This is a genomic window from Micromonospora sp. CNZ299, from assembly GCF_002754415.1.
The window spans coordinates 546,794-573,725 of the sequence record NZ_PEFG01000001.1 but is presented as its reverse complement, the minus strand read 5'-3'; the positions used below and the strand labels follow the sequence as shown (position 1 = coordinate 573,725).

General features: G+C 72.3%; 24 protein-coding genes. 15 read left to right on the top strand and 9 right to left on the bottom strand.

The window, feature by feature from the left end; all coding sequences use genetic code 11:
* The first annotated feature begins 399 nt into the window (after nt 1-399).
* The 4 genes from CLT68_RS02710 (at nt 400) to CLT68_RS02695 (ending at nt 5,048) form a co-directional block, all read left to right on the top strand.
* Entirely contained in the window at nt 400-3,585 is a 3,186-nt protein-coding gene (locus CLT68_RS02710) for a nitrate- and nitrite sensing domain-containing protein (RefSeq protein ID WP_099848646.1), read from the top strand.
* Entirely contained in the window at nt 3,582-3,989 is a 408-nt protein-coding gene (locus CLT68_RS02705; protein WP_007465177.1) for a roadblock/LC7 domain-containing protein, read from the top strand. Before CLT68_RS02710 ends, CLT68_RS02705 begins: the two co-directional genes overlap by 4 nt.
* Nucleotides 3,990-4,078: 89 nt before the next feature.
* Entirely contained in the window at nt 4,079-4,444 is a 366-nt protein-coding gene (locus CLT68_RS02700; protein WP_088950207.1) for a DUF742 domain-containing protein, read from the top strand.
* Nucleotides 4,425-5,048, top strand: a complete 624-nt coding sequence (locus CLT68_RS02695) for a GTP-binding protein (protein ID WP_088950206.1) — start codon at nt 4,425-4,427, stop codon at nt 5,046-5,048. Before CLT68_RS02700 ends, CLT68_RS02695 begins: the two co-directional genes overlap by 20 nt.
* A gap of 47 nt (nt 5,049-5,095) precedes the next feature.
* Here the strand turns inward: CLT68_RS02695 and CLT68_RS02690 are convergent, their stop codons facing one another.
* The 5 genes from CLT68_RS02690 to CLT68_RS02670 are packed head-to-tail and all read right to left on the bottom strand — an operon-like array spanning nt 5,096 to nt 12,618.
* Complete coding sequence (locus tag CLT68_RS02690) at nt 5,096-6,184, bottom strand: uroporphyrinogen-III synthase (RefSeq protein ID WP_088950205.1); 1,089 nt, start codon at nt 6,182-6,184, stop codon at nt 5,096-5,098.
* Nucleotides 6,184-6,531, bottom strand: a complete 348-nt coding sequence (gene nirD / locus CLT68_RS02685; RefSeq protein WP_099848644.1) for a nitrite reductase small subunit NirD — start codon at nt 6,529-6,531, stop codon at nt 6,184-6,186. Before nirD ends, CLT68_RS02690 begins: the two co-directional genes overlap by 1 nt.
* On the bottom strand, nt 6,528-9,053 hold the full coding sequence (gene nirB, locus CLT68_RS02680) for a nitrite reductase large subunit NirB (protein WP_099848642.1): 2,526 nt from the start codon (nt 9,051-9,053) through the stop codon (nt 6,528-6,530). The genes nirD and nirB overlap by 4 nt, the downstream gene beginning before the upstream one ends.
* Nucleotides 9,050-10,489: an FAD-dependent oxidoreductase gene (locus CLT68_RS02675; protein WP_099848640.1), complete on the bottom strand. Its 1,440-nt coding sequence runs from the start codon at nt 10,487-10,489 to the stop codon at nt 9,050-9,052. Before CLT68_RS02675 ends, nirB begins: the two co-directional genes overlap by 4 nt.
* Nucleotides 10,486-12,618 carry a molybdopterin oxidoreductase family protein gene (locus CLT68_RS02670; protein WP_099848638.1) on the bottom strand — a complete coding sequence of 711 codons (2,133 nt, stop codon included), beginning with the start codon at nt 12,616-12,618 and terminating at the stop codon, nt 10,486-10,488. The genes CLT68_RS02675 and CLT68_RS02670 overlap by 4 nt, the downstream gene beginning before the upstream one ends.
* Before the next feature lie 678 nt (nt 12,619-13,296).
* Between CLT68_RS02670 and CLT68_RS02660 the strand changes: the two genes are divergently transcribed.
* The 9 genes from CLT68_RS02660 (at nt 13,297) to glmM (ending at nt 19,964) form a co-directional block, all read left to right on the top strand.
* Nucleotides 13,297-14,064: a helix-turn-helix domain-containing protein gene (locus tag CLT68_RS02660; protein WP_099848634.1), complete on the top strand. Its 768-nt coding sequence runs from the start codon at nt 13,297-13,299 to the stop codon at nt 14,062-14,064.
* On the top strand, nt 14,055-14,252 hold the full coding sequence (locus CLT68_RS02655) for a DUF397 domain-containing protein (protein WP_099848632.1): 198 nt from the start codon (nt 14,055-14,057) through the stop codon (nt 14,250-14,252). Before CLT68_RS02660 ends, CLT68_RS02655 begins: the two co-directional genes overlap by 10 nt.
* Nucleotides 14,253-14,503: 251 nt before the next feature.
* Entirely contained in the window at nt 14,504-15,199 is a 696-nt protein-coding gene (locus CLT68_RS02650) for a class I SAM-dependent methyltransferase (protein WP_099848630.1), read from the top strand.
* 90 nt (nt 15,200-15,289) lie between these two features.
* A complete protein-coding gene (locus CLT68_RS02645) occupies nt 15,290-15,547 on the top strand; it encodes a DUF6364 family protein (protein ID WP_088950199.1) in 258 nt (85 codons plus the stop codon).
* Complete coding sequence (locus CLT68_RS02640) at nt 15,537-15,830, top strand: hypothetical protein (RefSeq protein WP_088950198.1); 294 nt, start codon at nt 15,537-15,539, stop codon at nt 15,828-15,830. The genes CLT68_RS02645 and CLT68_RS02640 overlap by 11 nt, the downstream gene beginning before the upstream one ends.
* 129 nt (nt 15,831-15,959) lie before the next feature.
* Nucleotides 15,960-17,342: a nitrate/nitrite transporter gene (locus CLT68_RS02635; protein WP_099848628.1), complete on the top strand. Its 1,383-nt coding sequence runs from the start codon at nt 15,960-15,962 to the stop codon at nt 17,340-17,342.
* A 209-nt stretch (nt 17,343-17,551) separates the two neighbouring features.
* Nucleotides 17,552-17,995 (top strand): 50S ribosomal protein L13, encoded by a 444-nt coding sequence (gene rplM / locus CLT68_RS02630; protein WP_030489638.1) that lies wholly within the window; start codon nt 17,552-17,554, stop codon nt 17,993-17,995.
* Between the two features lie 20 nt (nt 17,996-18,015).
* Complete coding sequence (gene rpsI / locus CLT68_RS02625; RefSeq protein WP_088950196.1) at nt 18,016-18,489, top strand: 30S ribosomal protein S9; 474 nt, start codon at nt 18,016-18,018, stop codon at nt 18,487-18,489.
* Between the two features lie 116 nt (nt 18,490-18,605).
* Nucleotides 18,606-19,964: a phosphoglucosamine mutase gene (gene glmM / locus CLT68_RS02620; RefSeq protein ID WP_088950195.1), complete on the top strand. Its 1,359-nt coding sequence runs from the start codon at nt 18,606-18,608 to the stop codon at nt 19,962-19,964.
* A gap of 87 nt (nt 19,965-20,051) precedes the next feature.
* Here glmM and CLT68_RS02615 read toward each other — a convergent pair whose 3' ends face one another.
* Entirely contained in the window at nt 20,052-21,239 is a 1,188-nt protein-coding gene (locus CLT68_RS02615) for a pyridoxal phosphate-dependent aminotransferase (RefSeq protein ID WP_099848626.1), read from the bottom strand.
* 40 nt (nt 21,240-21,279) lie between these two features.
* Entirely contained in the window at nt 21,280-21,765 is a 486-nt protein-coding gene (locus CLT68_RS32780) for an MmpS family transport accessory protein (RefSeq protein WP_158240855.1), read from the bottom strand.
* Between the two features lie 785 nt (nt 21,766-22,550).
* Between CLT68_RS32780 and glmS the strand changes: the two genes are divergently transcribed.
* On the top strand, nt 22,551-24,464 hold the full coding sequence (glmS, locus tag CLT68_RS02605; RefSeq protein WP_088950192.1) for a glutamine--fructose-6-phosphate transaminase (isomerizing): 1,914 nt from the start codon (nt 22,551-22,553) through the stop codon (nt 24,462-24,464).
* Here the strand turns inward: glmS and CLT68_RS02600 are convergent.
* Together CLT68_RS02600 and CLT68_RS02595 are read right to left on the bottom strand one after the other, a co-directional pair.
* Complete coding sequence (locus tag CLT68_RS02600) at nt 24,451-26,067, bottom strand: alpha/beta hydrolase (RefSeq protein WP_099848622.1); 1,617 nt, start codon at nt 26,065-26,067, stop codon at nt 24,451-24,453. The two genes, glmS and CLT68_RS02600, sit on opposite strands and share 14 nt — an antisense overlap.
* On the bottom strand, nt 26,064-26,360 hold the full coding sequence (locus CLT68_RS02595; RefSeq protein ID WP_099848620.1) for a hypothetical protein: 297 nt from the start codon (nt 26,358-26,360) through the stop codon (nt 26,064-26,066). Before CLT68_RS02595 ends, CLT68_RS02600 begins: the two co-directional genes overlap by 4 nt.
* 174 nt (nt 26,361-26,534) lie before the next feature.
* Between CLT68_RS02595 and CLT68_RS02590 the strand changes: the two genes are divergently transcribed.
* Nucleotides 26,535-26,903, top strand: a complete 369-nt coding sequence (locus CLT68_RS02590; protein ID WP_099856720.1) for a holo-ACP synthase — start codon at nt 26,535-26,537, stop codon at nt 26,901-26,903.
* Nucleotides 26,904-26,932: the final 29 nt, after the last annotated feature.

The following is a 26,932-nucleotide window of genomic DNA, read 5'->3' as shown; positions in this document are numbered from 1 at the left end:
CTAATCCGTCCTCAGTGGAGGACGGTATCTCCTCTGCCGTACGGTGTGCGCGAAGCCTGCAAAACCTTGCCAATGGCCGGCGCTGTGGTCAAGCGCGGACCCCGGCAGCATTCTCGGGACGGTCATCCCACATGCTGGGGTAACGCAATGTTTGCAAAAGCTCACTTTGCACACACGCGTGACCACTCTGGAGTTACATGCCCTGTTCAGGGGCTTGCGGAAATGAAGGTATCAGTTGCCCGGATCACGGGATGCGCTCCGTCCGACCGTTTCCTACCTCACTGCGGCTTCCCAAACCCGATCTTCTCTGATGAAATCGCGGCCGTGCCGCGCGTGGTCCCCTCCGCTTACGGCATGGCTCGGCGGCTCAGGCGGGGAAGAAACGACGGAGGCGATGTCGTGAGCACCGGACCGACGACCCTGCCCGCGCTCGGCGACAGCGCTCGGCGTCCCCGCCGAGGGTTGCCGAGACTGCGCGACGCCCGGATCCGGTCCAAGCTGGCCCTGATCCTGGTTGTCCCGGTGGCGGCGGTGATCGCGCTGGCGACGGTCCGCCTGATCTCCATTGGCGAGGGTGCCTTCGACGCCACCCAGGCCCGTTCGCTGACGGCCCTCTCCATCGACGTCAGCGCCCTCACCCAGGACCTTCAGGCCGAGCGGATGGCCGCCGCGGCCTACCTGGCCAAACCGAAGCAGGCGGCCGACGCGTACAACCTGCGGGTCCGCCAGACGCAGCAGCAGGTGGACGAGTACCGCGCCGAGCGAGGCCGGGTCGGCGAGGTGCCGACCGCCCTGCGCGAGCGGCTGGTCGCCATCGACGACCACCTGGCAACCCTGGACGGCACCCGCCAGGAGGTGCTGGGCCGCCAGCAGATGGCCGTTGCCGAGGTAGTGCTCCGCTACGGCGTGATCCTCACCGACCTGGTCTCGTACGGTGACGGCCTGGCCCAGTTGCCCGGCGACGAGAGCCTGGGGGACAGCCGGCGTGCGGTCTCCGCCTTCGCCCGCGCCAAGGCCTCCGTCGCCGAGGAGCAGGCGGTCGCCTTCACCGCGTTGACGGCGGGTCAGCTCGACTCGGAGCAGTTCTCGTCCTTCGTGGCGACGCTGACCGGTCAGCAGGAGGCCCTGGTCGCGTTCTCGCTGGCCGCCGACCCGGTGCAGCGCGCCCTGGTCGACAGCACCGTCTCCGGTGACGCGGTCGGCCTGGCCGACCGGGTGGCCACCGACATCACCCGCTCGGTCGGGCAGCGCCCGCTGGTCACCGCGCAGGACGCCACCGCCGCCATCGGCGCGGTCAACGACCTGATGCGCTGGGCCGAGATCCAACTGCAGGACCGCCTGCTCCAGCAGGCCGACGAGGCACGCTCGGACGTCATCCGGCAGGCCGTGGTCGAGTCGATCCTGGTGCTGCTGACCCTGATCATCGCCATTTCGCTGGCCGTGGTGCTGGCCCGCTCGCTCAACCACTCGCTGCGCCGGCTGCGTGAGGGCGCCCTCTCGGTGGCCAACCACGACCTGCCGGACGCGGTGCAGCGGCTGCAGACCATGGGCAGCGTGGGCGACGGCGGGGTGGAGGAGATCGTCCGCCAGGTCCGGGACCCGATCCAGCTCAACACCCGCGACGAGGTCGGTCAGGTGGCGTTGGCCTTCAACGTCGTCCACCGCGAGGCGGTACGGGTCGCCGCCGAGCAGGCTGCGCTGCGTACCAGCGTCTCGGCGATGTTCCTCAACCTGGCACGTCGTAGTCAGACCCTGGTCGACCGGATGATCGGCGAGCTGGACGCGATCGAGCGCGGCGAGGAGGACCCGAAGCGGCTCGCGCAGCTCTTCGAGCTCGACCACCTGGCCACCCGAATGCGCCGCAACGACGAGAACCTGCTGGTCCTGGCCGGCGCCGACTCCGCCGCACCGCGCCACGACAACGCGCTGGTGGTGGACGTCCTGCGCGCCGCCCAGTCCGAGGTCGAGCTGTACAACCGCATCGAGTTCGGGACGGTCGACACCGACATCTCGGTGGCCGCGCACGCGGTCAACGACGTGGTACGCCTCGTCGCCGAGCTGCTCGACAACGCCACCCGGTTCTCGCCACCGAACACCACGGTGGTGGCCGACGGTCGCCGCATCCGTGACTACGTCCTGATCCAGATCGAGGACCGCGGGCTCGGCCTTACCGACGAACAGCTCGACTCGCTCAACCGCCGGTTGGCCGCCCCGCCGAGCGTCGACGTCGCCGCGTTCCGGCTGATGGGTCTGGCCGTGGTGAGTCGGCTCGCCTCCCGCTACGGCATCCGGGTCGAGCTGCGCCGCAACGTCGAGGGCGGCACCGTCGCCCAGGTGACGCTGCCCGCCGCCACTGTGGTGCTGCCCAACAACCGGGGACGCGACCAGGCGCTCACGCGGCCGCGTCAACCGATGGCCGTGGAGCAGACGCCGCTCACGCCGGTCGGCCACAGCGAGCAGTTCGCCGGTGCCGCGACCTCGGCGGCGACGCTGCCCGACCAGTGGCGGAGCAGCCCCCCGGCACCCGCCCAGTGGCAGTCCCCGCTGGACTCGCGGGACACCAACTCTCCGGTACAGGCGGGTGGCTACGCCAGCGCCCGCTCGGCGGCACCGGCCCCCGTCGCCCCGCTTCCGCCGGCGCGGCCCGAGTACAGCAACGGCGCGGGCGCCTCGGCGGGCAGCCCGACCGTGGCCTACCCGACCATCGATCCGCTGCCCCGGCGCGGCTCGACCCCGGACACCGCCGACGGGCGTGGCGCGACACCGGGCCTGCCGGTCGGGCCGGTCGCCGGCCTCGGCGCGGTGGCACCGCCCGCCGCGCCCCCGGCACCCGCTGCTCCGCCGGTACCCGCCGCACCGGTCAGCACCCGGCCGGACTTCCCGGCCGAGGCGCCGATCTTCCGGGAGATGGAGGCGGTCTGGTTCCGGTCGCACGGCGACGACGCCACCGCGATCTTCACCCGACCGAATTTCGACGAGCCGCCGGCTCCGGCCGACGCCGGCCTGCGCTCGGGCAACGGCGCTCAGGCGAGTGCCGGGTCCGTGCCGCCCGCCGCGCCGGCCCGGCCGAAACTGCCGACCCGTACCCCGGGCAGTTCCAACACCGACGGCACCAGCACGCCGGGTGCGGCAGGCCATGGCACCAGCACGTCGGGTGCCGCAGGCCATGGCACCAGCACGTCGGGTGCCGCAGGCCATGGCACCGCGACCGGCGGAGGCTTCGGCGCGCCGCCCGCGGCGCCGCCGTCGTACACGCCGCCTCCGGCGGCCCGGCCGGCACGGGCCGCGCCCAGTGCGCCCTCGGTGGACCCGGGCGCCTGGCGGACTGCGGCCGACGAGGGCTGGTCCCGTGCGAGCAGGGCGGCCGAGCCGGCGCCCGCCGGGACCACCCGTTCCGGGTTGCCGAAGCGGGTGCCGCAGCAACAGCTCGTGCCGGGCGGCATCGAACCGAAGAGCGGCCGGGACCGCAGCCGGCGGACCCCGGATGAAGTACGAGGTCTGCTGTCGGCCTACCACCGCGGTGTGCAGCGCGGTCGGACGGCCGGGACGGACCTGAACAGCACCTCGACCAAGGAGAGCCGATGAACAGGCCAGCTGCCATGCAGGACATGGGTTGGCTGCTCACCAACTTCGCCGACAGCGTGGCGGGTATCGCCCACGTGGTGGCGGTGTCCGCCGACGGGCTGCTGCTCGCGTCCTCCCGGGACCTGCCGGGGGACCGGGCGGATCAGCTCGCCGCGATCACCTCCGGTGTGGTGAGCCTGACCGAGGGCGCAGCCCGGATGTTCAGCGCGGGCGGGGTGTTGCAGACAGTCATCGAGATGGACAGCGGGTATCTCTTCCTGATGTCGATCAGCGACGGATCGTCGATGGCCGTGCTGGCCGCGCGCAGCTGCGACGTGGGCCAGGTGGGCTACGAGATGGCCCTGCTGGTCGAGCGGGTGGGTGCCGCGCTGGTGCCGCTGCCGCGTGACGCGGTGCGCTCCTAGCACCGGAAGGCGGCGCTCGAACCGCGCGCCGAAGCAGGACGAAAGGCGGCACTGGCCGGGCTCTACAGTGGACGGGGAGGTGATCGGGAATGGACCAACGGCGCGTTGACCCGCGTGGCGCGCTGGTGCGTCCGTACGCGGTCACCCGGGGTCGTACCGAACCTCGACAGGACATCGCCCTGGAGGCCGTCCTGACCGCGTCGCTCACCCAGGTTGCCGAGTCCCGCTTCGCCGGGCATGACAAGCACCGAATCGCCACGGTCTGTGAGGGCCGAGCACAGTCGTTGGCGGAGATCGCCGCGTACACCCGGATGCCGCTGGGCGTCGCCCGGGTGTTGGTCGCCGACATGGTGGCCGAGAGCCTGCTGACGTTACACACTGCTGCTCCCGCCGAGGGGTTCGAGGAGCGGATGGAACTGCTTGGAAGGGTGCTAAGTGGACTTCGCAGGCTATGACCCCGCTAGGGGGCGGCCGGGCCGGGGAATCGTCTCCGCGAAGATCGTCGTCGCGGGCGGCTTCGGCGTCGGTAAGACGACACTGGTCGGGGCGATCTCCGAGATCACACCGCTGACCACAGAGGCGTTGATGACAGCGGCGGGTGTCGGCATCGACGACCCGTCCAAGGTGCCGGGCAAGGAGACCACCACGGTCGCCATGGACTTCGGCCGTATCACCATGGCCCAGGACCTGATCCTGTACCTCTTCGGTACACCGGGTCAGACCCGGTTCTGGTTCATGTGGGACGAGATCATCCGAGGGGCGGTGGGTGCCGCCGTGCTGGTGGACACGCGCCGGATCACCGACGCGTTCGCCCCGCTGGACTACTTCGAGAACCGCAACCTGCCGTACGTGGTGGCCCTGAACCGGTTCGACGGTGCTCCCCAGTACGAGCTGGAGGAGGTCCGCGAGGCGCTGGCCATCTCGCCGCAGGTGCCGCTGGTGATGACCGACGCCCGGCACCGGGACTCGGTCAAGCAGGTGCTGGTGACGGTGGTCGAGCACGCCATGCTCCGCCTTGAGGCCGAGCACGGGCGGGGTTTCCCCACGCCTGTCGGCTGAGCCGTCGGGTCATGGCCGGCCGGCGCACGCCGGTCGGCCATGACGCGTCAGTCCACCCGGAGTCGGTAGCCGCGCTTCACCACGGTCTGCACCACGCGGGGCGCGCGCAGGCCGGCCCGTAGACGGGCCACCGCCATCTCCACCGCGTGCTCGTCCGCGCCCCGGGGCAGCGTCCGCAGCAGCGCCGTGCGGGACAGCACCCGACCGGGCGACTGGGCCAGGGCGCGTAACACGGCCATCGGGGCGGGGGCGAGCGGTCGCAACTCGCCGTCGATCACCGCGGCGTGCCCGCGTAGCGTGAGAAGGTGCCCGCCGGCCTTGAACGTCACGGTCCTGCGGGGCAGTTCGTCGACGATCGTCCGCACCAGCGCCCCCAGCCGGGCCCTACCCGGCGCGCTCACCGGCACCCCGCGCCGGAGCAGCGGCTCGGCGGTCACCGCGCCGACGCAGCTGGCGAGCACGTCGCCGCGGAACGCGGTGAGCAGCGCGTCGGTGCGGTCGCCGGCTGCCCGCAGCAGCGCCTCGGCCGCCGGTGCCGAGGTGAAGGTCACCGCGTCCACCAGTCGGCCGGCGATCAGGTCGATCAGCCGGTGCAGCGGCGCCGGGTCGCTCGGTGGGGCCCAGCGATAGACGGGCACCTCGATCACTGTGGCACCGGCCGCCTCAAGCGCGAGGGTGCACTCGGGCTGTCGCTCACCGTGCAGCTGCATGGCGATCACCTGCCCGGCCACACCTCGCCGGCGCAGGTGGTCGACCACCTCGTCGCAGCTCTCCGAGGCCGGCGACCACTGGTCGTGCAGCCCGGCCGCACGGATCGCGCCGCGTGCCTTCGGGCCACGGGCAACCACGTACGAGCTGGCCAGCACCGAACGCAGCGGCTCGGCCAGCCCCCAACCCTCGGCCGCCTCCAGCCACCCGCGCATGCCGATGCCGGTGTTGGCCATCAGGATGTCCGGCGGCTGGTCGAGGCACGCGCGGGTCGCCTCGCGCAGCTCGGTGTCGTCGGACAGCGGCACGATCCGCAACGCCGGGGCCAGCACCACCCGGGCGCCCCGGCGTTCGAGCAGCGCGGCCAACTCGTCGCGCCGCCGGTCGGCGGTCACCCCGATGGTGAAGCCCGCCAGTTCTTCCCGCATCAAGCCTCCTGTCGCAGCCGCACCTCGACCAGCCCGTCGCGGCAACGCGCGTCGTGCCGTGCCACGGCCACCCCGGGCAGGTCGAGGCAGTGCCCGCTGCGCAGGTCGTACACCTGCTTGTGCAGCGGCGAGGCGACCGTCGGCACTCCGCCGCGGCTGCCGACGATGCCCCGGGACAGCACGTACGCCCCGGAGACCGGATCGCGGTTGTCGATCGCGAACAACCCGTCCGCGGTGCGGAAGAGGGCGATCTGTGCCCCCTCGACCAGGGCGGCGACCCCTCGGTCCGGTTCCAGGCGGTCGAGGGGGCAGACAGCGGTCCAGCTCAGCGTGGTGGTCAGGTTCATCGCCGTACCTCCGGTAGGCCCAGGGTGACCGGTTGCCGACGGTGCTCGAATCCGCCCGGGGGGTGCTCGCGCACCGGCACCGGTTGGCCGCGTTCCCGGGCGAAGGTGATGGACGGGTCGGGCACGTCGGGCGCGTTGACGAAGGAGGTGTAGCGGCGGAGCCGGTCCGGGTCGTCGAGCACGTCGCGCCACTCGTCGGAGTACGACGACACGTGCTGGGCCATCGCCGCGTCCAGTTCGGCGCAGAGCCCGAGCGAGTCGTCCACGATCACCGCGCGCAGGTGGTCGAGGCCGCCGTCCATCGCCTCGATCCAGCCGGCCGTGCGTTGCAACCGGTCGGCCGTGCGGATGTAGTAGATGAGGAACCTGTCGATCAGCGAGATCAGCGTTTCCGTGGACAGGTCGGTGGCGAACAGGTCGGCGTGCCGGGGGCGGAAGCCGCCGTTGCCGCCGACGTAGAGGTTCCAGCCGGTCTCGGTGGCGATGATGCCGAAGTCCTTGCTGCGCGCCTCGGCGCATTCGCGGGCGCAGCCGGACACCGCTGACTTGATCTTGTGTGGAGCCCGTAGCCCTCGGTAGCGCAGCTCCAACGCGACAGCCAGCCCCACCGAGTCCTGTACGCCGTACCGGCACCAGGTCTCGCCCACGCAGGACTTCACCGTCCGCAGCGCCTTGCCGTACGCGTGACCGGACTCGAAGCCGGCGTTCACCAGCCGCCGCCAGATCTGCGGCAACTGCTCCACCCGCGCCCCGAACAGGTCGATGCGCTGCCCACCGGTGATCTTCGTGTAGAGCTGGAAGTCCCGGGCCACCTCACCGATCACGATCAGCTTCTCCGGGGTGATCTCACCGCCCGGGATCCGGGGCACCACCGAGTAGCTGCCGTCGCGTTGCAGGTTGGCGAGGAAGTGGTCGTTGGTGTCCTGCAACGACGCCTGCTCACCGTCGAGCACGTGGCCGCTGCCCAGCGAGGCGAGGATCGACGCCACCACCGGCTTGCAGATGTCGCAGCCGCGCCCCCGGCCGTGCTCGGCGACCAGCCGGGAGAAGGTGCGGATCCCGCGTACGCGGACGATCTCGAACAGCTCCCGTCGGCTGACGTCGAAGTGCTCGCAGAGGGCGCTGGACTGCGCCACACCGGCCGCGTCCAGGAGCTGCTTCAGCATCGGCACGCAGGAACCGCAGCTGGTGCCGGCCCTGGTGCACGCCTTCAACGCCGGCACGTCCGCGCAGCCGTCGGCGATGGCGGCGTCCACGTCGCCCCGGGTCACCGCGTTGCAGGAGCAGACCTGGGCGGCGGCGGGCAGCGCACCGGCGTCCGCCCCACCGCCGTCCGGGGCGAGCAACGCCAGCGGCGCGGCCGGCAGCGGGCCGCCCACGCTGGCCCGCAACGTCGGGTACGCGCTGGCATCACCGATCAGCACCCCGCCGAGCAGTGTGTGCGCGTCGTCGGAGAGCACCAGCTTCGCGTAGACCCGGGTGGCCGGGTCGGTGAACGTGACGTCCAGACAGCCCGGGGTGGTGCCGTGGGCGTCGCCGAACGAGGCCACGTCGACGCCGAGCAGCTTGAGCTTGGTGGCGGTGTCCGCGCCCGGGAAGGTGGCCGCGCCACCGACCAGCCGGTCGGCCACCACCTCGGCCGTCGCGTAGCCGGGTGCGACCAGGCCGTGGCAGGTGCCGTCGACCGCCGCGCACTCGCCGATCGCCCAGATCCGCTCGTCGGCGCTGCGACAGGTCGCGTCGACCAGCACCCCGCCGCGCGGGCCCAGCGGCAGCTCGGCGTCCCGGGCCAGCTGGTCCCGGGGCCGGATACCGGCGGCCACCACCACCAGCTCCGCGTCGAGCACGCCACCGTCGGACAACTCCAGTGCGGCGACCGCCCCGTCCGGGCCGGGTCGGATCGCGCTGGTCGCCACCCCGAGGTGGGTCCGTACGCCCAACTCGTCGACGTAGCGCCGCAGCATCGCGCCACCGGCCTGGTCCACCTGAACCGGCATCAGCCGGGGCGCGAACTCGACCACCTCGGTGCTCAGGCCGAGCAGCCGCAGCGCGTTCGCCGCCTCCAACCCGAGCAGCCCGCCACCGATCACCGCGCCGACCCGCCGGCCGGAGGCGTACGCCCGGATCGCCGCCAGGTCGTCCAGGGTCCGGTAGACGAACACCCCGGGCAGCTCCGCGCCAGGCACCGGTGGCACGAAGGCGTACGAGCCGGTGGCCAGCACCAGCGCGTCGTAGTGGTACTCGCCGACGCCGGTGGTCACCACCTGCCGGGCCCGGTCGACGGCGGTGGCCGGCTCGCCCAGACGCAGCCGCACCCCGTCGTGCGGTGTGTACAGGTTGAGCTCGCTCTCACCCACCCCGTCGAAGTACGCCGAGAGCCGCACCCGGTCGTACGCCGGGCGCCGCTCCTCGGCCAGCACTGTCACCCGCCAGCGACCCTCCGGGTCACGGGCGCGCAGCGCGTCGACGAAGCGCTGCCCGACCATGCCGTTGCCGATGACGACCAGATCGCCGCCGCTCATCGCGTCACCTCCACCGATTCCGCCTGGCTCAGCCAGTCGACGATGCCGCCCACCGCGTCCCGGCACCCGCCGCATCCGGTGCCGGCGCGGGTCGCCGCCACCACCGCGTCGACAGTCCGGGCTCCGCAGCGCCAGCTCCGTACGAGTGCGCCCTTGCTCACCGTGTTGCACTGACAGACAGTGGCCGCGTCCGGCATCAGCGCCGGTGAGGCGGCCGGAGTCGCGCCGACCGTGCCGAGTGCCCGGCCCAGCAGGAGCGCCCGCCGGTCGGCCGGCACGGGGTGACCACGGTCGAAGAGCTGGATCACCGTGCCGACGGCCGGGTTGTCGCCGAGCAGGATCGCGCCGATCAGCCGCTCGTCGCGGATCCGCAGCCGGGCGTACGTGCCCCGGGCCGGGTCGGTGAAGGTCAGCTCCTCACCCGGCCCGCCACTGACCGCGTCACCCATCGAGGCCAGGTCGATCCCGGCGGCCTTGAGCCGGGTCACCACCGGCTGAGGCCGGTACCGCGCGAGCGGGTCCGTCCCGGTCAGCACGTCGGCGAGCACCCGGGCCTGGGCCCAGGCGGGTGCGACCAGCCCGGTGAGCACACCGTCGTGCTCGGCGCAGTCGCCGATCGCCGAGATGGACCGGTCGTCGGTGCGGAGCCGGTCGTCCACCACCACGCCGCGCCGGACGTTCAGCCCGGCGGCCCGCGCGAGGGCGGTGTCCGGGCGTACGCCGCAGGAGAGCACCAGCAGGTCGGCGCGCAACGTCCGGCCGTCGGCCAGGTCGAGGCGTACGCCGGTGGCGTCGGCGACCACACCGGTCGCCGGCACCGCGAGCTGCACGGTGACGCCGAATCCGGCGAGGGTGCCGGCGAGCACCGCACCGGCCGTCGGGTCGAGCTGCCGTTCCATCAGGTGTTCCCTCGGGTGCACCACTGTGGTGGCGAGCCCTCGGCTGGCCAGCCCTCGGGCGGCCTCCAGGCCGAGCAGCCCCCCGCCGAGCACCAGCGCGGTGCGTGCGCCGTCAGCCGCGGCGAGGATCCGCCGGCAGTCGTCCAGGGTCCGGAACGGGACGACCCGCTCCGGCAGGTCCGCCGGGTCGAGGCCGGGCAGTGGCGGCACCACCGCGCGTGCGCCCGTGGCCAGCACCAGGTGGTCGTAGGAGATGCGTTCGCCGTCGTCGGTGCGTACCTCCCGGGCGGAGCGGTCCACCGCGGTCACCGGTACGCCGGCGCGCAGGTCGATGCCGTGCCCGGCGGCCTCGGTCAGCTCCACGTCCGGCTCGTCGATGCGGCCGGCCAGCAGGGTGGAGAGCAGGATCCGGTTGTACGCGCGGTGCGGCTCCGCCCCGAGCACTGTGACCTTCCGGTCCCCTTCGCGGGCGTGCAGCTCGCCGGCGAGGCGGGCGCCCGCCATCCCGTTGCCGACGATCACCACCCGGGCCGTCATGCCTTTTCCACCCGTACCGCGCAGATCTTGAACTCGGGCATTCCGGAGATCGGGTCCACCGCGTCGTTGGTGACCGAGTTGGCCCGTCCCGCACCCGGGTAGTGGAACGGCGCGAACACGGTGTCCGGTCGGATCCCGGCGCTGAGGCGCGCCGGGGCGCACAGCTCACCCCGGCGTGAGGTCACCCGCACCGGGTCGCCGTCGTCGATGCCCAGGCGGGCGGCCAGGTCGGGGTGCAGCTCGACGAACGCCTCCGGGGCGGCGCGCCGCAGCGCGGGCACCCGGCGGGTCTGGGTGCCGGACTGGTACTGGGCCAGCACCCGGCCGGTGGTGAAGTGCAACGGGTACGCGGAGCAGACCTCCTCGGCGGCCGGCCGGTGGTCGACGGGGTGGAACCGGGCCCGGCCGTCCGGGGTCGCGAACCGCTCGGCGAACAGCCGGGGAGTGTCCGGCCCGTCCTCGGTCGGGCAGGGCCACCAGACGCCGTCGTCACCGTCGATCCGGGCCCAGCTGATTCCGGCATAGTCGGCGATCCCGCCGGCGGAGGCGCGGCGCAGCTCGGCGAAGACGGCGGCCGGGTCGGCCGGGAACCGGGCTGCCGCCTCGGTGGCCGCGGCCTCGTCGGGGGCCAGTCTCGCCGCGAGGGCGGAGATGATGTCCAGGTCGGTCCGGACGTCCGGTGGGGGTGGGCGCAGCGCCCGGCGACGCAGCACCCGACCCTCCAGGTTGGTCATGGTGCCGTCCTCCTCCGCCCACTGCGCGGTGGGCAGCACCACGTCGGCCAGCGCGGCCGTCTCGGAGAGCAGCAGGTCGGCGACGACCAGCAGGTCGAGATCGCGCAACCGGCCCTCGATCCGGGACGCCCGGGGTGCGGAGACCACCGGGTTGGAGCCGAACACCAGCAACGCGCGGGGGCCGTCCGGTGTGCCGAGCGAGTCGAGCAGTTGGTAGGCCGGCACACCCGGGCCGGGCAGCTCGTCGGCCGGCACCCCCCAGACACCGGCCACGTGCTCCCGGGCCGCCGGGTCGTCGATCCGCCGGTAGCCGGGGAGCTGGTCGGCCTTCTGCCCGTGCTCCCGCCCGCCCTGGCCGTTGCCCTGGCCGGTGAGGCAGCCGTACCCCGAACCGTCGCGGCCGGGCAGACCGAGGGCGAGGGCGAGATTGACGTACGCGGTGACCGTGTCGACGCCCTTGGCGTGCTGCTCGGCGCCGCGCGCGGTCAGGATGATCACGCGACCGCCGGTGCCCAACGCGCGGGCGGTCTCTTCCAGGTCGGCCACCGGCACACCGGAAAGCTGCTCTGCCCGAGCCGGCCACCAGGCGGCGACGCTGCGGCGGACCGCCTCGAAGCCGGTGGTGCGTTCGGCCACGTAGGACCGGTCGACCCACCCCTCGGTGAGGGCGATGTGCAGCAACGCGTTGGCCACCGCGAGATCGGTGCCGGGCAGCGGTTGCAGGTGCAGGTCGGCCTGGCGGGCTGTGGCGGTGACCCGGGGGTCGACGACGATCAGCCGGCCGCCGCCCCGGCGCTGTTCGGTGAGCCAGCGCACCAGCGGCGGCATGGTCTCCGCCGGGTTCGCGCCGACCAGCAGCAGGGTGTCGGCCCGCCCCAGGTCGGCGAGCGGGAACGGCAGCCCACGGTCGATGCCGAAGGCGCGCATCCCGGCGGCAGCCGCCGAGGACATGCAGAACCGTCCGTTGTAGTCGATGTGCCGGGTGTGCAGCCCGATCCGGGCGAACTTTCCCAGCGCGTACGCCTTCTCGTTGGTCAGGCCGCCGCCACCGAAGACGGCGACCGCGTCCCGGCCGGCGTCCTGCTGAACCGCGCGGATGCCGGTGACGACCCGGTCGAGCGCGGCGTCCCAGCTCGCCGGGCGCAGCTCACCGGTGGCCGGGTCACGCAGCAGGGGAGTGGTCAGCCGCTCCGGGTGGTCGAGCAGCTCGGCGGCGGTCCAACCCTTCTGGCAGAGCCCGCCCCGGTTGGTGGGGAACTGGCGGGGGTGGACCGAGACCCCGGTGTCGTCCTCGCGCAGCGTCATGCCGCACTGCAGCGCGCAGTACGGGCAGTGCGTCGCCACCTCCCGGGGCGCCAGCCCCGGTCGAGTTGCCGACCATGCACCGTCTGTCATGTCGGCAAAGCGTGCCGCCGGGCGGTTTCCGGTCCGGGTCTCTTCTGTTTCGGTCCTGTCAAGTGGGGCTCACACCGCACGCGGGCACGGCAGAGGACGGATGGTCGCCAGCGATCGCCCCGGACTGCCAGATAGAACGCCAGGGCGATCGAATGGCCGTAGAACTCGGTCGCGAGGTGTAGCTGAGCCGGCAAGCACGGCCAGGGAGCGGCGCAGTTACGGCAGAGCCACGCCGGGCGCATCGGATGGTGCGGGCGAGGGCGGCGGGTCATCCGACGACTTTCACCGGACCGCGCTTGACGGGCGTGCGGGTGGTGGGGCGACGGGCGGGCGGGTCCGGCCAGATCAGGCCTGCGGGCATCACGAACAGGGACCGGCGCGCGACCGCGTCACCATTCCCGGCCAGTCCGGCACGGTGCGCTCCCCTGGTCGTCGCTGTGGGAAGGAGCCGCCCCGTGCGTGCTCGCCTGTGGAGATCTTGGACAGTTTCCGTTCTGACGTAACGGAAACTGTCCAAGATCTCTGGCAGGCCGAGGGCGGCCCCGATACGAACGCGTCCGCCGGGTTCCGTGATCCCTGCCGGCCGCGCCGCCTGAACCCACCTTGCGGCCAGTGATGGGACAAAAACCGCCGTAGCGATATGGTCGCGAGACATTCCGCGCATCCGATGGGGGAGTCGTGAACGATGCGCTACGCGCCGCGCTAACCGAGACGGGGCACTCGATCGAGTCCCTGGCAGGGCTGGTCGGGGTCGATCGAAAGACGGTCGCGCGCTGGCTGAACCACGACCACATTCCGCACCCCCGACACCGGGAGGCGGCGGCGAGTGCGCTCCGACGGCCCATAGGAGACATCTGGCCGGACACTTCAAGACGCCGCGAGCCAATTTGGTTCCGACCATGGCAAGAGATCGAGCGCGAGGCGATCTCGCTGCGGTCGTTTCAGTCGACCGTCCTCCCCGGCCTGCTCCAGACCGAGGCATACGCTCGCGCCGTGCTCGCCGGAGCCGACGTCATCGCCCGCAGCGACGTCGAGCGGCACCTGGCCTCACGACTCGCCCGGCAAAGCATCCTGGCCCGTGAAGACCCGCCACACTTCACCGCCGTTGTTGACGAGGGCGTGTTGCGGCGGCCAGTCGGCGGACGAGCCATCATGCGTGAGCAGGTGCAGGCCCTCATCACCGCCTGCGAGGCCCCGCACGTCCGTGTGCACATCGTCCCCTCTACCGTCGGCGCGTACGCTGGCCTGAACGGTCCCTTCGTGATCGCCGTGGGGCCCGAGCATCGGATTGCCGGCTACCTCGACAATCAGCTTCAGGGGCAAGTCGTCACCGGTGCCGAGGACATTGCGGCGATGCTGGCCGCGTGGGAGAACGTGCGCGGCGAGGCGCTGTCCCACTGGCAATCCGTCGATCTACTTACGGAGATGGCGAAGACATGGAACTGACCGGCGCGCGGTGGCGTAAGAGCACCCGCAGCAGCGGCAATGGCGGCGACTGTGTCGAGGTTGCGGACAACCTGCCTGGCATCGTCGGCGTGCGGGACTCGAAGGACTCGGCAGGGCCGGCGTTGGTCTTCGGGTCAGCGGCCTGGCGGGCGTTCGTCGGCATGGCGAAGGCACACGACCCGGCCTGATCAGCATCACGCAGAGGCCCCCGGTTCGCCGGGGGCCTTCGTGTGTCCGGGGTCAACCCTCCGCCCGGAAACGCAGGCGCGACCGGACTGACCACACCGACCGTTCCGGCTCCGTTGCGGCGGAGTCCGCTGTGACTTCGCGTGCGATGGGAGGTGCGAGCCGGATCCTTTGGAGCTGAATCGCTGACGACATCAGCGTCGTTCATTCGCTTATAATGTGGGAAAGTTGTCTCACTAATTGGGAGAGCGCGATGAGCGTGACGGACGTCTTCGACGCGGTGGCCGGCACCTACGACGAGGCGCGCAGGCGGCTCGTACCCTGCTTCGACGCCTTCTACGGCACGGCGGTGGAGGTGACCGCGCCACCGCTGCGGGCCGCGCTCGCCGCCGGTCGTACGCCGGAGGTGTTGGACCTGGGCGCCGGCACCGGCCTGCTCTCGCTGCTGCTGGCCGCCGCGGTGCCCGGTGTCCGGCTGACCCTGGTCGACGGGGCGCCGGCGATGCTCGCCCGCGCCACCGAGCAGTTGGACGCCCGGTCGGTGCCGCACCGGACGGTCCGGGCCGACCTGGCCGATCCGCTGCCCGCCGGCCGGTACGACGCGGTGGTCAGCGCGCTGGCGATCCACCACCTCGACGACGAGGGCAAGCGGGCGCTGTACCGGAGGGCTGCCGGCGCGCTCGCGCCCTGCGGGGTGTTCGTCAACGCCGAGCAGGTCGCCGGCCCGACTCCGGAGTTGGACCGTCGCTACGACGAGGTGTGGATGCAGCGGATCACCGAGCTGGGCGCGTCCGGTGAGGAGATCGCCGCATCCCGGGAGCGGATGCGGCACGACCGGCCGGCGACGGTCGCCGACCAGTGCCGGTGGCTCGCCGAGGCGGGCCTGGTCGACGTCGACTGCTACTTCAAGGAGTGGCGCTTCGCGGTGTTCGGCGGCCGGGCCCGGTGAACATCGCCGGTATGTGCGTTTCTACGTCGGGGGGCGAGCCGGCGATCGCGTGGATGACTGTCGGTCACACCGGTGGGTAGTCTCAGCGGCATGACTGCCAAGGTGACTCTGTCGTTTACCGACGAGACGATCGAGGAGGCCCGGCGGTTCGCCAAGCGCGAAGGGCTGTCGCTCTCCGCATGGATGGACCAGGCCGCCCGCGAGAAGGCGCTGCGCGAGGTGTTCACCGCGCACGCCGCAGCCGTGGGCCGTGCCGGTCTGGACCTGGAGTCCGCCGCTCTCGCCGACGCCCGCGAGGTGGGCATGGTCAACGACCTGCTCTCCGGCGGACGACCGCGTGCTGCGTAGGGGAGAGGTCTGGCGCATCGAGGGCGCCCGGGAACGCCTCGGCCTCGTGGTCAGCTCGGACGTCTACAACTCCACCGACGTACCCATCGTGATCGTGGTCGAGGTGGTGGAGGAGTCGCTGCTGCGCGACTCGCCGCTCGCCGTGTCGATGGGCCGGTACGTGGTGATGCCCGACCGCATCTCCTCGCCCATGAAGAAGTGGTTCACCGACTGCGTGGACGTCGCCGACACCGACACCATGATCCGGGTCGGCCGCGCGCTGCGCATCCTGCAACAGCTCTGAGCACCGACCTCACCACCGCCGCCGGCCCGTGGTGCGGTCCCCGTTTCCGGGCCGACCCGCGACGGGCACTGCCAGGTAACCGGGCGTTCCTAGCGTTCCTCCTCGTCACATCGACGAGGAGGAGCCGCCGTGAGCACGCTCACCAGCACCGCAGTCACCACCCGGCCGCCGGCTGCCACCGGGCGCGCGCGCCGGCTCGACGACTGGCGCCCCGAGGACCCCGACTTCTGGCGGGTGACGGGCGCGCCCATCGCCCGGCGCAACCTCTGGGTCTCGATCTTCGCCGAGCACGTCGGCTTCTCGGTGTGGAGCCTCTGGTCGGTCACCGTGCTCTTCCTCGGCCCCGCGTACGGCATCGACCCGGCCGGGAAGTTCCTGCTCACCGCCGTGCCGGCCGCACTGGGCGCGGTACTGCGCCTGCCGTACACGCTGGCGGTGGCCCGCTTCGGCGGGCGGCGCTGGACGATCATCAGCGCGCTCCTGCTGCTGGTGCCCACGGTGCCGATGACGGTGCTGCTGGAACCCGGGGTGTCCTACTCCACGCTGATGGTGCTCGCCTGCCTGACCGGCGTCGGTGGCGGCAACTTCGCCTCCTCGATGGCGAACATCAACCTGTTCTACCCGCAGCGGCTCAAGGGCCGGGCACTCGGGCTCAACGCCGGCGGCGGCAACCTCGGCGTACCCGCGGTGCAGTTGGTCGGGTTGGCGGTCCTCGCCACCGCCGGAGCCGCGTACCCCCGTCTGGTGCCGGCGGTCTACCTGCCGCTGATCGTGCTGGCCGCGCTGGCCGCGGCCCGCTGGTTGGACACCGTGCCCGGGGCGCGCAACGAGCCGGGCGCGCTGCGTGAGGCGGCCCGCGACCCGCACACCTGGGTCATGTCGGTGCTCTACGTCGGCACCTTCGGCTCGTTCATCGGGTTCGGTTTCGCCTTCGGTCAGGTGCTCCAGCTCCAGTTCGCCGAGCGGTTCCCCACCCCGGTCGACGCCGCCTGGCTGACCTTCCTCGGCCCGCTGGTCGGTTCGCTGATCCGCCCGCTGGGCGGGCACCTGGCCGACCGGTTGGGCGGTGCCCGGGTGACCTTCTGGAACTTCGTGGCGATGGCGGCCGGAGCGGGCACCGTGCTGTACGCCGCCCGGGAACGGTCGTTCGGGCTCTACCTGGCCGGGTTCCTCGCCCTGTTCGTCTTCTCCGGCATCGGCAACGGCTCCACCTACAAGATGATCCCGGCGATCTTCCGGGCCCGGGCGGCGGACGCCGTGACGTCAGGTCGCCGCGATCCGGAGGCCGCCGCGCGGTGGGCGCGGCGGATGACCGGCGCGCTGATCGGCATCGCGGGTGCCGTCGGGGCGTCCGGTGGGGTGCTGGTCAACATCTCGTTCCGACAGTCGTTCCTGAGCTCCGGCAACGCCGACGCCGCCTACCTGGCCTTCATCGGCTGGTACGCGTTGTGTTTCGCGGTCACCTGGGTGTTTTACCTCCGGCCGAGGGCCGATCGGCTCGCCAACGTGTGAGCTGGGCCACGGCTGGCGTGTCGCCGCGCACGAGCGCACCCCCGTTTTGACCTGCGGATGGGGCGCCGGGTATCGTTGCCTGCTGTTGTACGACATCCAGAGGCGTGCCCCATCAGGTACGCTTGGTCGTTCGTGCGCGCTGGTCCGGCCTGCAAGATCTGGTCACCTCGGCGCGCGACCCCAGACCGACGACGAGACAAGGTAGACCTGTGCGTACGTACAGCCCGAAGCCGGGTGAGATCGAGCGTCAGTGGCACGTCATCGACGCCTCTGATGTCGTGCTGGGCCGCCTGGCCACCCACGCCGCCACGTTGCTGCGTGGTAAGCACAAGCCGACTTTCGCGCCGCACGTCGACACGGGCGACTTTGTCGTCATCGTGAACGCGGGCAAGGTTGCGTTGACCGGCAACAAGCGCCAGACCAAGGTTGCTTACCGCCACTCCGGTTACCCGGGTGGTCTGAAGCAGATTGGCTACGAGGAGCTGCTGACCAAGCGCCCCGAGCGGGCCATCGAGCTGGCCGTGAAGGGGATGCTCCCGCACAACAAGCTCGGCCGTCAGCTGATCAAGAAGCTGAAGGTCTACGCCGGTGCCGAGCACCCGCACCTCGCGCAGCAGCCGGTGCCGTTCGAGATCAAGCAGATCGCGCAGTGAGCGCGGGCGAAGGAAGCAGCATGACCGACATCACCGAGACCGAGGTCGCCCCGGAAGCCCCTGAGGCCACCGAGGCGCCGGCGCCCGTCGCCCGCGCGCCTCGCGGTGACCGGCCGATCCAGACCGTGGGCCGCCGTAAGCAGGCCATCGTCCGGGTCCGTATCGTCCCGGGCACCGGCAAGATCACCTGCAACGGCCAGGACCTCGAGGCGTACTTCCCGAGCAAGGTGCACCAGCAGCTCATCAAGGACCCGCTGGTCACCGCCGAGAAGCCCGAGCAGTTCGACGTCATCGCCAACCTGCATGGTGGCGGCACCACCGGGCAGGCCGGCGCGCTTCGGCTGGGCATCGCCCGTGCGCTGATCATCAACGACCCGGACGACCGTCCGGCCCTGAAGAAGGCCGGCTTCCTGACCCGGGACGCCCGGGTCAAGGAGAGCAAGAAGTACGGCCTCAAGAAGGCCCGTAAGGCTCCTCAGTACTCGAAGCGCTGATCTTCAACAGCGCGTTGTACTTCTGACGGACGGCCGGTCCGCCTCCCCGCTAGGGGGAGGTGGGTCGGCCGTTCCGCTTTCTCCTCATTGGCAGTGCTCATCGGAGGTTGGCGGGTATGGGTCGGTTGTTCGGCACGGACGGCGTACGCGGGCGGGCAAACGCGGATCTCACACCGGAGCTGGCGTTGGCGCTCGCTGTGGCCGCCGCGCACACGCTCGCCGAGACGGACCGCAGCCACCCGCCGCTGGCCGTCGTGGGCCGGGACACCCGGGCCAGTGGCGAGATGTTGGAGGCCGCCGTGGTCGCCGGTCTGACCAGCGCCGGCGCCGACGTGGTGCGGGTCGGCGTGCTGCCGACCCCCGCGGTGGCGTTCCTCACGGCAGAGACCAAGGCCGACCTCGGGGTGATGCTCTCCGCGTCGCACAACCCGATGCCGGACAACGGCATCAAGCTCTTCGCTGCGGGCGGGCACAAGTTGCCCGACGAGATCGAGATGCAGATCGAGGCGGCCGTCGAGACGAACGCCACCACCGCCTGGGACCGCCCGGTGGGTGCCGGCGTCGGCCGCGTGCACGACCTTCTCGACGGCGCCGACCACTACGTCCAGCACCTGGTCAGCACCGTGCCGCACCGCCTCGAAGGCATCAAGGTCGTGGTCGACTGCGCCAACGGCGCCGCAGCCGAGGTCGCCCCGGTCGCCTACCAGGAGGCCGGCGCGGAGGTCATCGCGATCCATGCCGAGCCGAACGGCCTGAACATCAACGACGAGTGCGGCTCCAACCACATCGAGGCGCTGCGCGAGGCCGTGGTCGAGCACGGCGCCCACCTGGGGATCGCCCACGACGGCGACGCCGACCGTTGTCTGGCGGTCACCGCCGACGGCGACGAGGTGGACGGCGACGAGGTGATGGCGATCCTCGCGCTGGCCATGCGGGATGCCGGCACGCTCACCCAGGACACCCTGGTGGCCACCGTGATGAGCAACCTCGGGCTGCGGCTCGCGATGTCCGCGCAGGGCATCCGGCTGATCGAGACCAAGGTCGGTGACCGGTACGTGCTGGAGGAGCTGCGCGCCTCCGGGCTGGCGCTCGGCGGTGAGCAGAGCGGTCACATCGTGATGCCCGCCCATGCCACCACCGGCGACGGGGTGCTCACCGGCCTGCACCTGATGGCCCGGATGGCGGCCACCGGCAAGTCCCTCGCCGAGCTGGCGTCGGTGGTCACCAAGCTGCCCCAGGTGCTGATCAACGTGCCGGTCGGCGACCGGACCGTCGGTGCCGCCGCGCCGGCCGTGCGCGCCGAGGTCGAGCGGGCCGAGGCGGAGCTGGGTGAGACCGGCCGGGTGCTGCTGCGCCCGTCGGGCACCGAGCCGCTGGTCCGGGTGATGGTCGAGGCGGCCACCGAGGCGACCGCCCGTGAGGTCGCCGAGCGGATCGCCGAGCTGGTCCGCACCGCCAGCCCCGCCACGTCCTAGCGGGCGGGCGCGGTCAGTTCGGACGCTGTGGAGCTGAGTCGCTCACGACATCAGCTCCACAGCCTCCCGGACAGCCGGCCCGTCGGATCAGCGGCTCAGAGCGCGCAGCCGGCTGACCGCCTCGGTCAGCACCTCGGGGCGCTTGCAGAACGCGAACCGGACCAGCCGTCGGCCCGCCTCCACATCGTCGTAGAAGACCTGCGTCGGCACCGCCACCACGCCACAGCGCTCCGGCAGCGAACGGCAGAACTCCACCCCGTCCCGGCCGCCGAGTGTGGTGATGTCGGCGGTGACGAAGTATGTCCCCTCCGAGTCGAGCACCTCGAACCCGGCGTCGGTGAGACCACCGACGAGCTGGTCACGGCGCTGCTGGAGCCCGTCGCGGAAGCCGGTGTAGTAGTCGTCCGGCAGCGCCAACGCCACTGCCACCGCCGGTTGCAGCGGTGCCGCGTTGACGAAGGTGAGGAACTGCTTCACCCGCAGCACCGCCGAGACCAGCGCCGCCGGGCCGCTCGCCCAGCCGACCTTCCAACCCGTGCAGGAGAACGTCTTGCCGGCCGAGGAGATGCGCAGCGTCCGCTCCCGCATCCCGGGCAGGCCGGCCAACGACACGTGCGGGCTCGACGCGTCGGTGAAGACCAGGTGCTCGTACACCTCGTCGGTGACCGCGTACGCGCCGAACTCCTGACACAGCTCGGCGATCAGCGCCAACTCGGCCGGCGTGAAGACCTTGCCGGTCGGGTTGTGCGGTGAGTTGAGCAGCACCAGTCGGGTGCGCGGGCCGAACGCCGCGCGCAGCGCCGCCGGGTCGAAGGCGTACCGGCCGTCGGCCGCGGGCCGCAGGGTCACCGGTCGCCGGACCGCGCCGGCCAGGGCGATCGAGGCAGCGTACGAGTCGTAGTACGGCTCGAAGCACACCACCTCGTCACCCGGTTCGCAGAGGGCGAGGATGCTGGCCGCGACCGCCTCGGTCGCACCCGCGGTGATGACGATCTCGCCGTCCGGGTCGTACGACAGGTCCTGGAACCGCTGCTGGTGGGCCGCGACCGCCGCGCGCAGGGCGGGAATCCCCGGGCCGGGCGGGTACTGGTTCTGCCCGCCGCGCAGCGCCTCGGCGGCGGCGGCCAGCATCTCCGGTGGACCGTCGGTGTCCGGAAAGCCCTGCCCGAGGTTGACCGCGCCGGTGCGCACGGCGAGGGCGGACATCTCGGCGAAGATCGTCGTGCCGAACGGCCGCATCCGGGCCACCAGCGGGTCGACATCGGTGCTCGTCACCTGCGTCAGCCTAAGGCCACACCATGGCCGAACCCCAGCCTCACTCGGGCGCGCACCAGATGCTGCCGTAGCTCCGCTCCTTGAGGACCACCGGCGTGCCGGTGCCGCTGATCGCGACGGTGCATTCGAGGAGACCGTGGTATTCCATATCGACCCAGTCGGCCTCCAACCTGACCCGGTTCTGGCCGTTGGTCCGGATGGTGGTGCGCCAGGGGAGCTTCGCGCTGTCGACGTGGATCAGGTCGCTCTCGGCGTCGAAGTACGCGATGTCGGCCTCGCCCGATCCGGTGACCTCGTAGACCACCGTCACCGGGGCCGGCCCCGACGTCGGTCGGGTGAGCGGCTGCTTGCTCGGGGTCGGGGGCGCGGGGCTGGGTCGCTCCGGAATGGGCGCACGTGTGGTGGGCGCGGTCCAACCGTCGTCGAGAACAACCCACGGCTCCTCGGCGACCGGCTCCGAGCCGGGTCTGTCCAACAGGAAACCACCCGCGCAGAGGCAGCCGCAGACGACCAGGACCAGCGCCACGAAGACCGCGACGACGATGCCGACGATCCGGCCGCTGCTCGTGGTCGGGCTGCCGCTGGGACGCGGCTGGCCGGGGTAGGTGTACGGCGGCGGATAGCCGTGGGGCGGCCATCCGGCTGACGGCGGCCAGTGCGCGGGCGGTGGCGCGCCGGCAGGCGTGGGCCATCCTGCTGCCGGAGGCGGCCCGGTGGCAGTCGGATCCGACGGGTCGGGCGGGGACGGCGACCACGGCGACGCCGGTGGCCCGGGCGTCCACGGGGTCGGAGGCGGTTGAGGCGTCCACTGGGTCGGGGGCGGCGACGGGGTCCACGGCGCGGCCGGGGTCCACGGGGCTGGCGCCCACGGCGCCGGCGGTGCCCACGGCTGAGCCGGAGCCAGTGGGTCGGGCGCCGGGAGCCCAGCGGGGGAGGGCGGTGCCGTCGGGTCCGGTGGCAACGGAGAGGCCGGGCGCAGCGGGGACGGCTCGGGTGTCGACCCCGACGTGCCGCCGGGTGCCGGGTCCGATGGTGAGGTGGGGGACGGATCGGGCGGGGGCGCGTCGGACATGGCTGCTCCGGGCGGGAGTGGGTATGGGACGAACGGGCCGAGGGCGGGCGCGCCGAACCCGCCGAGAGACTGTCGTACCCGACGGCGCGCCGCAACCCCCGTCACCTCCGGGCGGCCCCGCCCGGGCCTGCGACGCTCGTCCCGTTGCGCCCCGCCAACCCCCGATCGCTCAGATTCCGTGATTGATAACCCGACTTTCGAGCACCCATCATGAGTGAAACTGGGTTAGGCTGCGGGCCATGTGTGGAATCGTGGGATACGCGGGCGCGCGCCCCGCACTCAGCATCGTGCTCGACGGGCTGCGGCGGCTGGAATACCGCGGCTACGACTCGGCGGGCGTCGCGATCGTCTGCGACGACCGGCTGCTGACCGAGAAGAAGGCCGGCAAGCTGGCCAACCTTGAGAAGGTGCTGTCCGAGCGGGCCGCCGACGACCCGACCTCCTGCGCGGCCAGCCCGATCGGCATCGGTGACGGCACCACCGGCATCGGGCACACCCGGTGGGCCACCCACGGCGGCCCGACCGACCGCAACGCCCACCCGCACGTCGCCCCCGACGGCCGGGTCGCGGTGATCCACAACGGCATCATCGAAAACTTCGCCAAGCTCCGTAACGAGCTGGAGGCCGACGGCGTCCAGTTCACCAGCGACACCGACACCGAGTGCGCCGCCCACCTGCTCGCCGCCGCGCTGGCCGACCTGCGCGCCGCCGGCCAGCCGGACAGCCCGCAGCTGCTCGCCGCCGGCATGCGGGTGGTCTGCCAGCGGCTGGAGGGCGCGTTCACCCTGCTCGCGGTGGACGCCGGCGTGCCCGGTGCGGTCGTCGGCGCCCGGCGCAACTCGCCGCTGGTCGTCGGCCGCGGCGACGGTGAGAACTACCTGGCCAGCGACGTGGCCGCGTTCATCGAGCACACCCGGGAAGCGGTCGAGCTGGGCCAGGACCAGATCGTCCTGATCACCGGTGACAGCATCGAGATCACCGACTTCGACGGCCAGCCCGCCGCCGGCAAGGACTTCCACATCGACTGGGACTCCTCGGCCGCCGAGAAGGGTGGCTACGACTGGTTCATGCTCAAGGAGATCGAGGAGCAGCCGCAGGCCATCGCCGACACGCTGCTCGGCCGGCTCACCGAGACCGGCGAGATCGCCCTCGACGAGGTCCGCCTCAGCGACCAGGACCTGCGCGACGTCGACAAGATCTTCATCGTGGCCTGCGGCACGGCGTACCACGCCGGCATGGTCGCCAAGTACGCCATCGAGCACTGGACCCGGATCCCCTGCGAGGTGGAGCTGGCCAGCGAGTTCCGCTACCGCGACCCGGTCCTCGACCGGTCCACGCTGATCGTGGTGATCTCGCAGTCCGGCGAGACGATGGACACCCTGATGGCGCTGCGCCACGCCAAGGAGCAGAAGGCCCGGGTGCTGGCGATCTGCAACACCAACGGCTCGACCATCCCCCGTGAGTCGGACGCCGTGCTCTACACCCACGGCGGGCCGGAGATCGCCGTCGCCTCCACCAAGGCGTTCCTCACCCAGGTCGTCGCCTGCTATCTGATCGGCCTGCACCTGGCCCAGGTGCGCGGCATCAAGTTCGCCGACGAGGTGGGCGCGGTGGTCGCGCAGTTGCAGGAGATCCCCGGCAAGCTGCGCGAGCTGCTCGACCGGATCGAGCCCGTCCGTGAGCTGGCCCGGGAGCTGAAGTCCGAGCCGACAGTGCTGTTCATCGGCCGGCACGTCGGCTACCCGGTGGCCCTGGAGGGCGCGCTGAAGCTCAAGGAACTGGCGTACATGCACGCCGAGGGCTTCGCCGCCGGCGAGCTGAAGCACGGCCCGATCGCCCTGATCGACAAGGGCACCCCGGTCATCTGCGTGGTGCCCTCGCCGGTCGGCCGGGGCATGCTGCACGACAAGGTCGTCTCCAACATCCAGGAGGTCCGGGCGCGCGGTGCGCGGACCATCGTGATCGCGGAGGAGGGCGACGAGGCGGTCGTCCGGTATGCCGACCACCTCATCTACGTGCCGCGTACGCCGACGCTGCTGGCCCCGCTCGTCACCACGGTGCCGTTGCAGGTGCTCGCCGCCGAGATCGCCGCCGCCCGTGGACACGACGTGGACCAGCCCCGCAACCTGGCCAAGTCGGTCACCGTCGAGTAGGCCCCTCCACGACCTGGCCCAGCACGACCCGGGCCATCCCGTCCAGCGCGGGATTGCCCGGGTCCCAGTAACCGGTGTGGCCTCCTCGCCCACTGCCGAAGACCCGACCGCCGAACCCGGGATCCGACGGGTCGTGACCGAACCACAGCTCGTGGCCGGTCCGGTCGGGCCAGGCCAGCGCGGCGGCCAGCGGAGCCGCGCCGGACAGCGCACGTCGGCCCATCTCGTCCACCGGAAGGGCCCCGCGGATCACGTCGTCGGGAGCGCTGCTCGCCCAGACCTCCCGGGCGGGCACGCCCAGCTCGGCGGCGTGCGACGCACCGACCCCGGGGGAACCGACAAAGACCAGCGCGTCGGCGGCCAGCCCGTGCTCCCGGGCGGCCATGCCCACCACCAGTGACCCGTAGCTGTGCCCGAGCACGGTCTGCCGGGCCGGTGGCCCCTCGTGGGTGGCTCGCAGCCCCTCCTGGAAGCGGTGCAGTGCCGGGCCGGCATCGCGTGCCAGACCTGCGAAAGCCGCGTCGGTCACGAAATCCGGGGCGTCGTAGTCCAACCAGAGCACCGCCGCGCTGCGTTCAGTCGGGGCGAGCGTGGTGCACCGGTCCAGCACCCGCGCCGCCCTGCCCAGCTCACCGGGGGCGTCGTCCAGCCCGGAACCCATCCCCGGCACGTAGGTGAGCACCCGGTCGGCCTGGTCCGGGTCGCCGAGCGCCAGCACCACCCGACCCTCACCGGCCGTATCCAGCCCCAACAGGTATGCCCGCGGCTCCCCACCGCCCGCCAGTCGTCCGCCCAGCGTGTCCAGACCGGCCAACCGCTCAGCCAGCCCGCGCAGCCGGACCGACGCGAGCGCCCCCGGTGGCAGGCGGGTCAGCAACCGCCGCCGCTCGGCCAGCAGCTCCTCCCGCCAGATCCCGAGCCGCAGCCGGTTGGCCTGGTCGCGGGCGGCCACCGGCACCCCGTCCAATCGGCCGACCAGCGCCGGCTCGTGCCCGATCAGCCACCGTCGCTGCGCCGGTGTCAGACCCGCCCACCAGGCGCGGACCAGGGTCGGCGCCGCACCGGGGGCCGGCCGGTCCGGCGGTGGCGGGGAGGCCCAGCCGGTGCCGGCGGCCCGGGCCAGCTCGTCCAACCGGTCGGCGGCGGCCCGGTCCGCGGCACCGGCCTCGTCGAGCGCGTCCCGCAGGTCTGCCGCCACCCGGGCCGCTGCCACGCCGGCCCGCTCGGTCGGCCGGGCCCGGGCGGGATCGACGTGCACCCCACCCGAGCGGTCCACCAGCAGGCCGGCCGCGTCCGCCAGGGCGACCGCATCGGCGAGCCGTGCCTTCGCCACGGCCAGCCGGCCGGCCAGCTCGGCCAGCACCTGGTCGACCTCGATCAACACGGGTGCGACCGACGTCAGCTCGTCACGCAGACCGACGAGCCGGGCGTCCGCCGCCGTGGCCGCCGCGCCCGACCAACCGCCCCGCAAGCGCCTGTCCGCCGTACGCAGCTCACCGACGCGTCGGTCGACCAGCCCGGTCAACCCCGCCCAGGCCGTCCCGGCGGCCCGCCACCCGCTCGGATCGGCTGCCCACAGGTGTCGGTAGGCGACGCTGCTCACCGGTGCAGGGAGGCGAACCGGTCGGCCGCCCGGTCGTCGACCGACTCGTACGCCTCGGCCGCGGCCCGCACTCCGGCGGAGGCCGCCGTGACCCCAGCACCCACCCGGCACAACCAGGAGTGCACGGCTGCCTCCACCCCGGCCAGGGCCGCGCCGGCTCGCCACTCGGGTGCCGTCACCAGCAACCCGGGCACCCCCGCGAGGCCCAGCGCCAGCCGGTGTGCCCCGTCGTCGAGCACGACGGCGACCGCGCGCAGCTCCTCCGGCCGGACGACGAACGGCTTATCGGTCATGACCACACCCCCACCGACGATCGGGATCGACGCGCTGACGCTAGGCGCGTACCGGAGGTCGTCGAGTGCCCTGTGGACAGCCGGCGTTGAGGCGTACCCCGGCCTGTCCACAGGCGTTGCCCACCGCGGCCCCGACGGCTAATCTGCGGCCCCGGCCGCCGGTAGGGTGAAGTGGTGATCGTCGCTGTCGGCATCGACGTCGTCCTGGTCGACCGGTTCGCCCGGGCCCTGGCACGGACGCCGCTGCTCGCCGACCGGCTCTTCACCACTGCCGAGCGACACACCCGCGCCGGTGCCCCGCGATCGTCGGAGTCCCTTGCCGCCCGCTTCGCCGCCAAGGAGGCCGTGGCCAAGGCGCTCGGCGCTCCGGCCGGGCTGAGCTGGCACGACTGCGAGATCGTGCCCGATCCGGACGGCCGTCCCTGGCTCGCCGTCTCCGGCACGGTCGCGGCGGCGGCCGACGCGCGTGGGGTCAACCGCTGGCATCTCTCGTTGTCGCACGACGGGGGGATCGCGTCGGCGATGGTGGTCGCGGAACGGTGACGTCGGCTGGGCGGGCCGACCCGGTCCAC

Coding starts and splice junctions, on each gene's coding strand:
- glmS (WP_088950192.1), top strand. CDS start 22,551: ATGTGTGGAATCGTGGGATACGCGGGCGCGCGCCCCGCACTCAGCATC.
- CLT68_RS02655 (WP_099848632.1), top strand. CDS start 14,055: ATGGAACTGACCGGCGCGCGGTGGCGTAAGAGCACCCGCAGCAGCGGC.
- CLT68_RS02690 (WP_088950205.1), bottom strand. CDS start 6,184: ATGCGGGAAGAACTGGCGGGCTTCACCATCGGGGTGACCGCCGACCGG.
- CLT68_RS02705 (WP_007465177.1), top strand. CDS start 3,582: ATGAACAGGCCAGCTGCCATGCAGGACATGGGTTGGCTGCTCACCAAC.
- nirB (WP_099848642.1), bottom strand. CDS start 9,053: ATGAGCGGCGGCGATCTGGTCGTCATCGGCAACGGCATGGTCGGGCAG.
- CLT68_RS02670 (WP_099848638.1), bottom strand. CDS start 12,618: ATGACAGACGGTGCATGGTCGGCAACTCGACCGGGGCTGGCGCCCCGG.
- CLT68_RS02645 (WP_088950199.1), top strand. CDS start 15,290: ATGACTGCCAAGGTGACTCTGTCGTTTACCGACGAGACGATCGAGGAG.
- rpsI (WP_088950196.1), top strand. CDS start 18,016: ATGACCGACATCACCGAGACCGAGGTCGCCCCGGAAGCCCCTGAGGCC.
- nirD (WP_099848644.1), bottom strand. CDS start 6,531: ATGAACCTGACCACCACGCTGAGCTGGACCGCTGTCTGCCCCCTCGAC.
- CLT68_RS02675 (WP_099848640.1), bottom strand. CDS start 10,489: ATGACGGCCCGGGTGGTGATCGTCGGCAACGGGATGGCGGGCGCCCGC.
- glmM (WP_088950195.1), top strand. CDS start 18,606: ATGGGTCGGTTGTTCGGCACGGACGGCGTACGCGGGCGGGCAAACGCG.
- CLT68_RS02595 (WP_099848620.1), bottom strand. CDS start 26,360: ATGACCGATAAGCCGTTCGTCGTCCGGCCGGAGGAGCTGCGCGCGGTC.
- CLT68_RS02700 (WP_088950207.1), top strand. CDS start 4,079: ATGGACCAACGGCGCGTTGACCCGCGTGGCGCGCTGGTGCGTCCGTAC.
- CLT68_RS02650 (WP_099848630.1), top strand. CDS start 14,504: ATGAGCGTGACGGACGTCTTCGACGCGGTGGCCGGCACCTACGACGAG.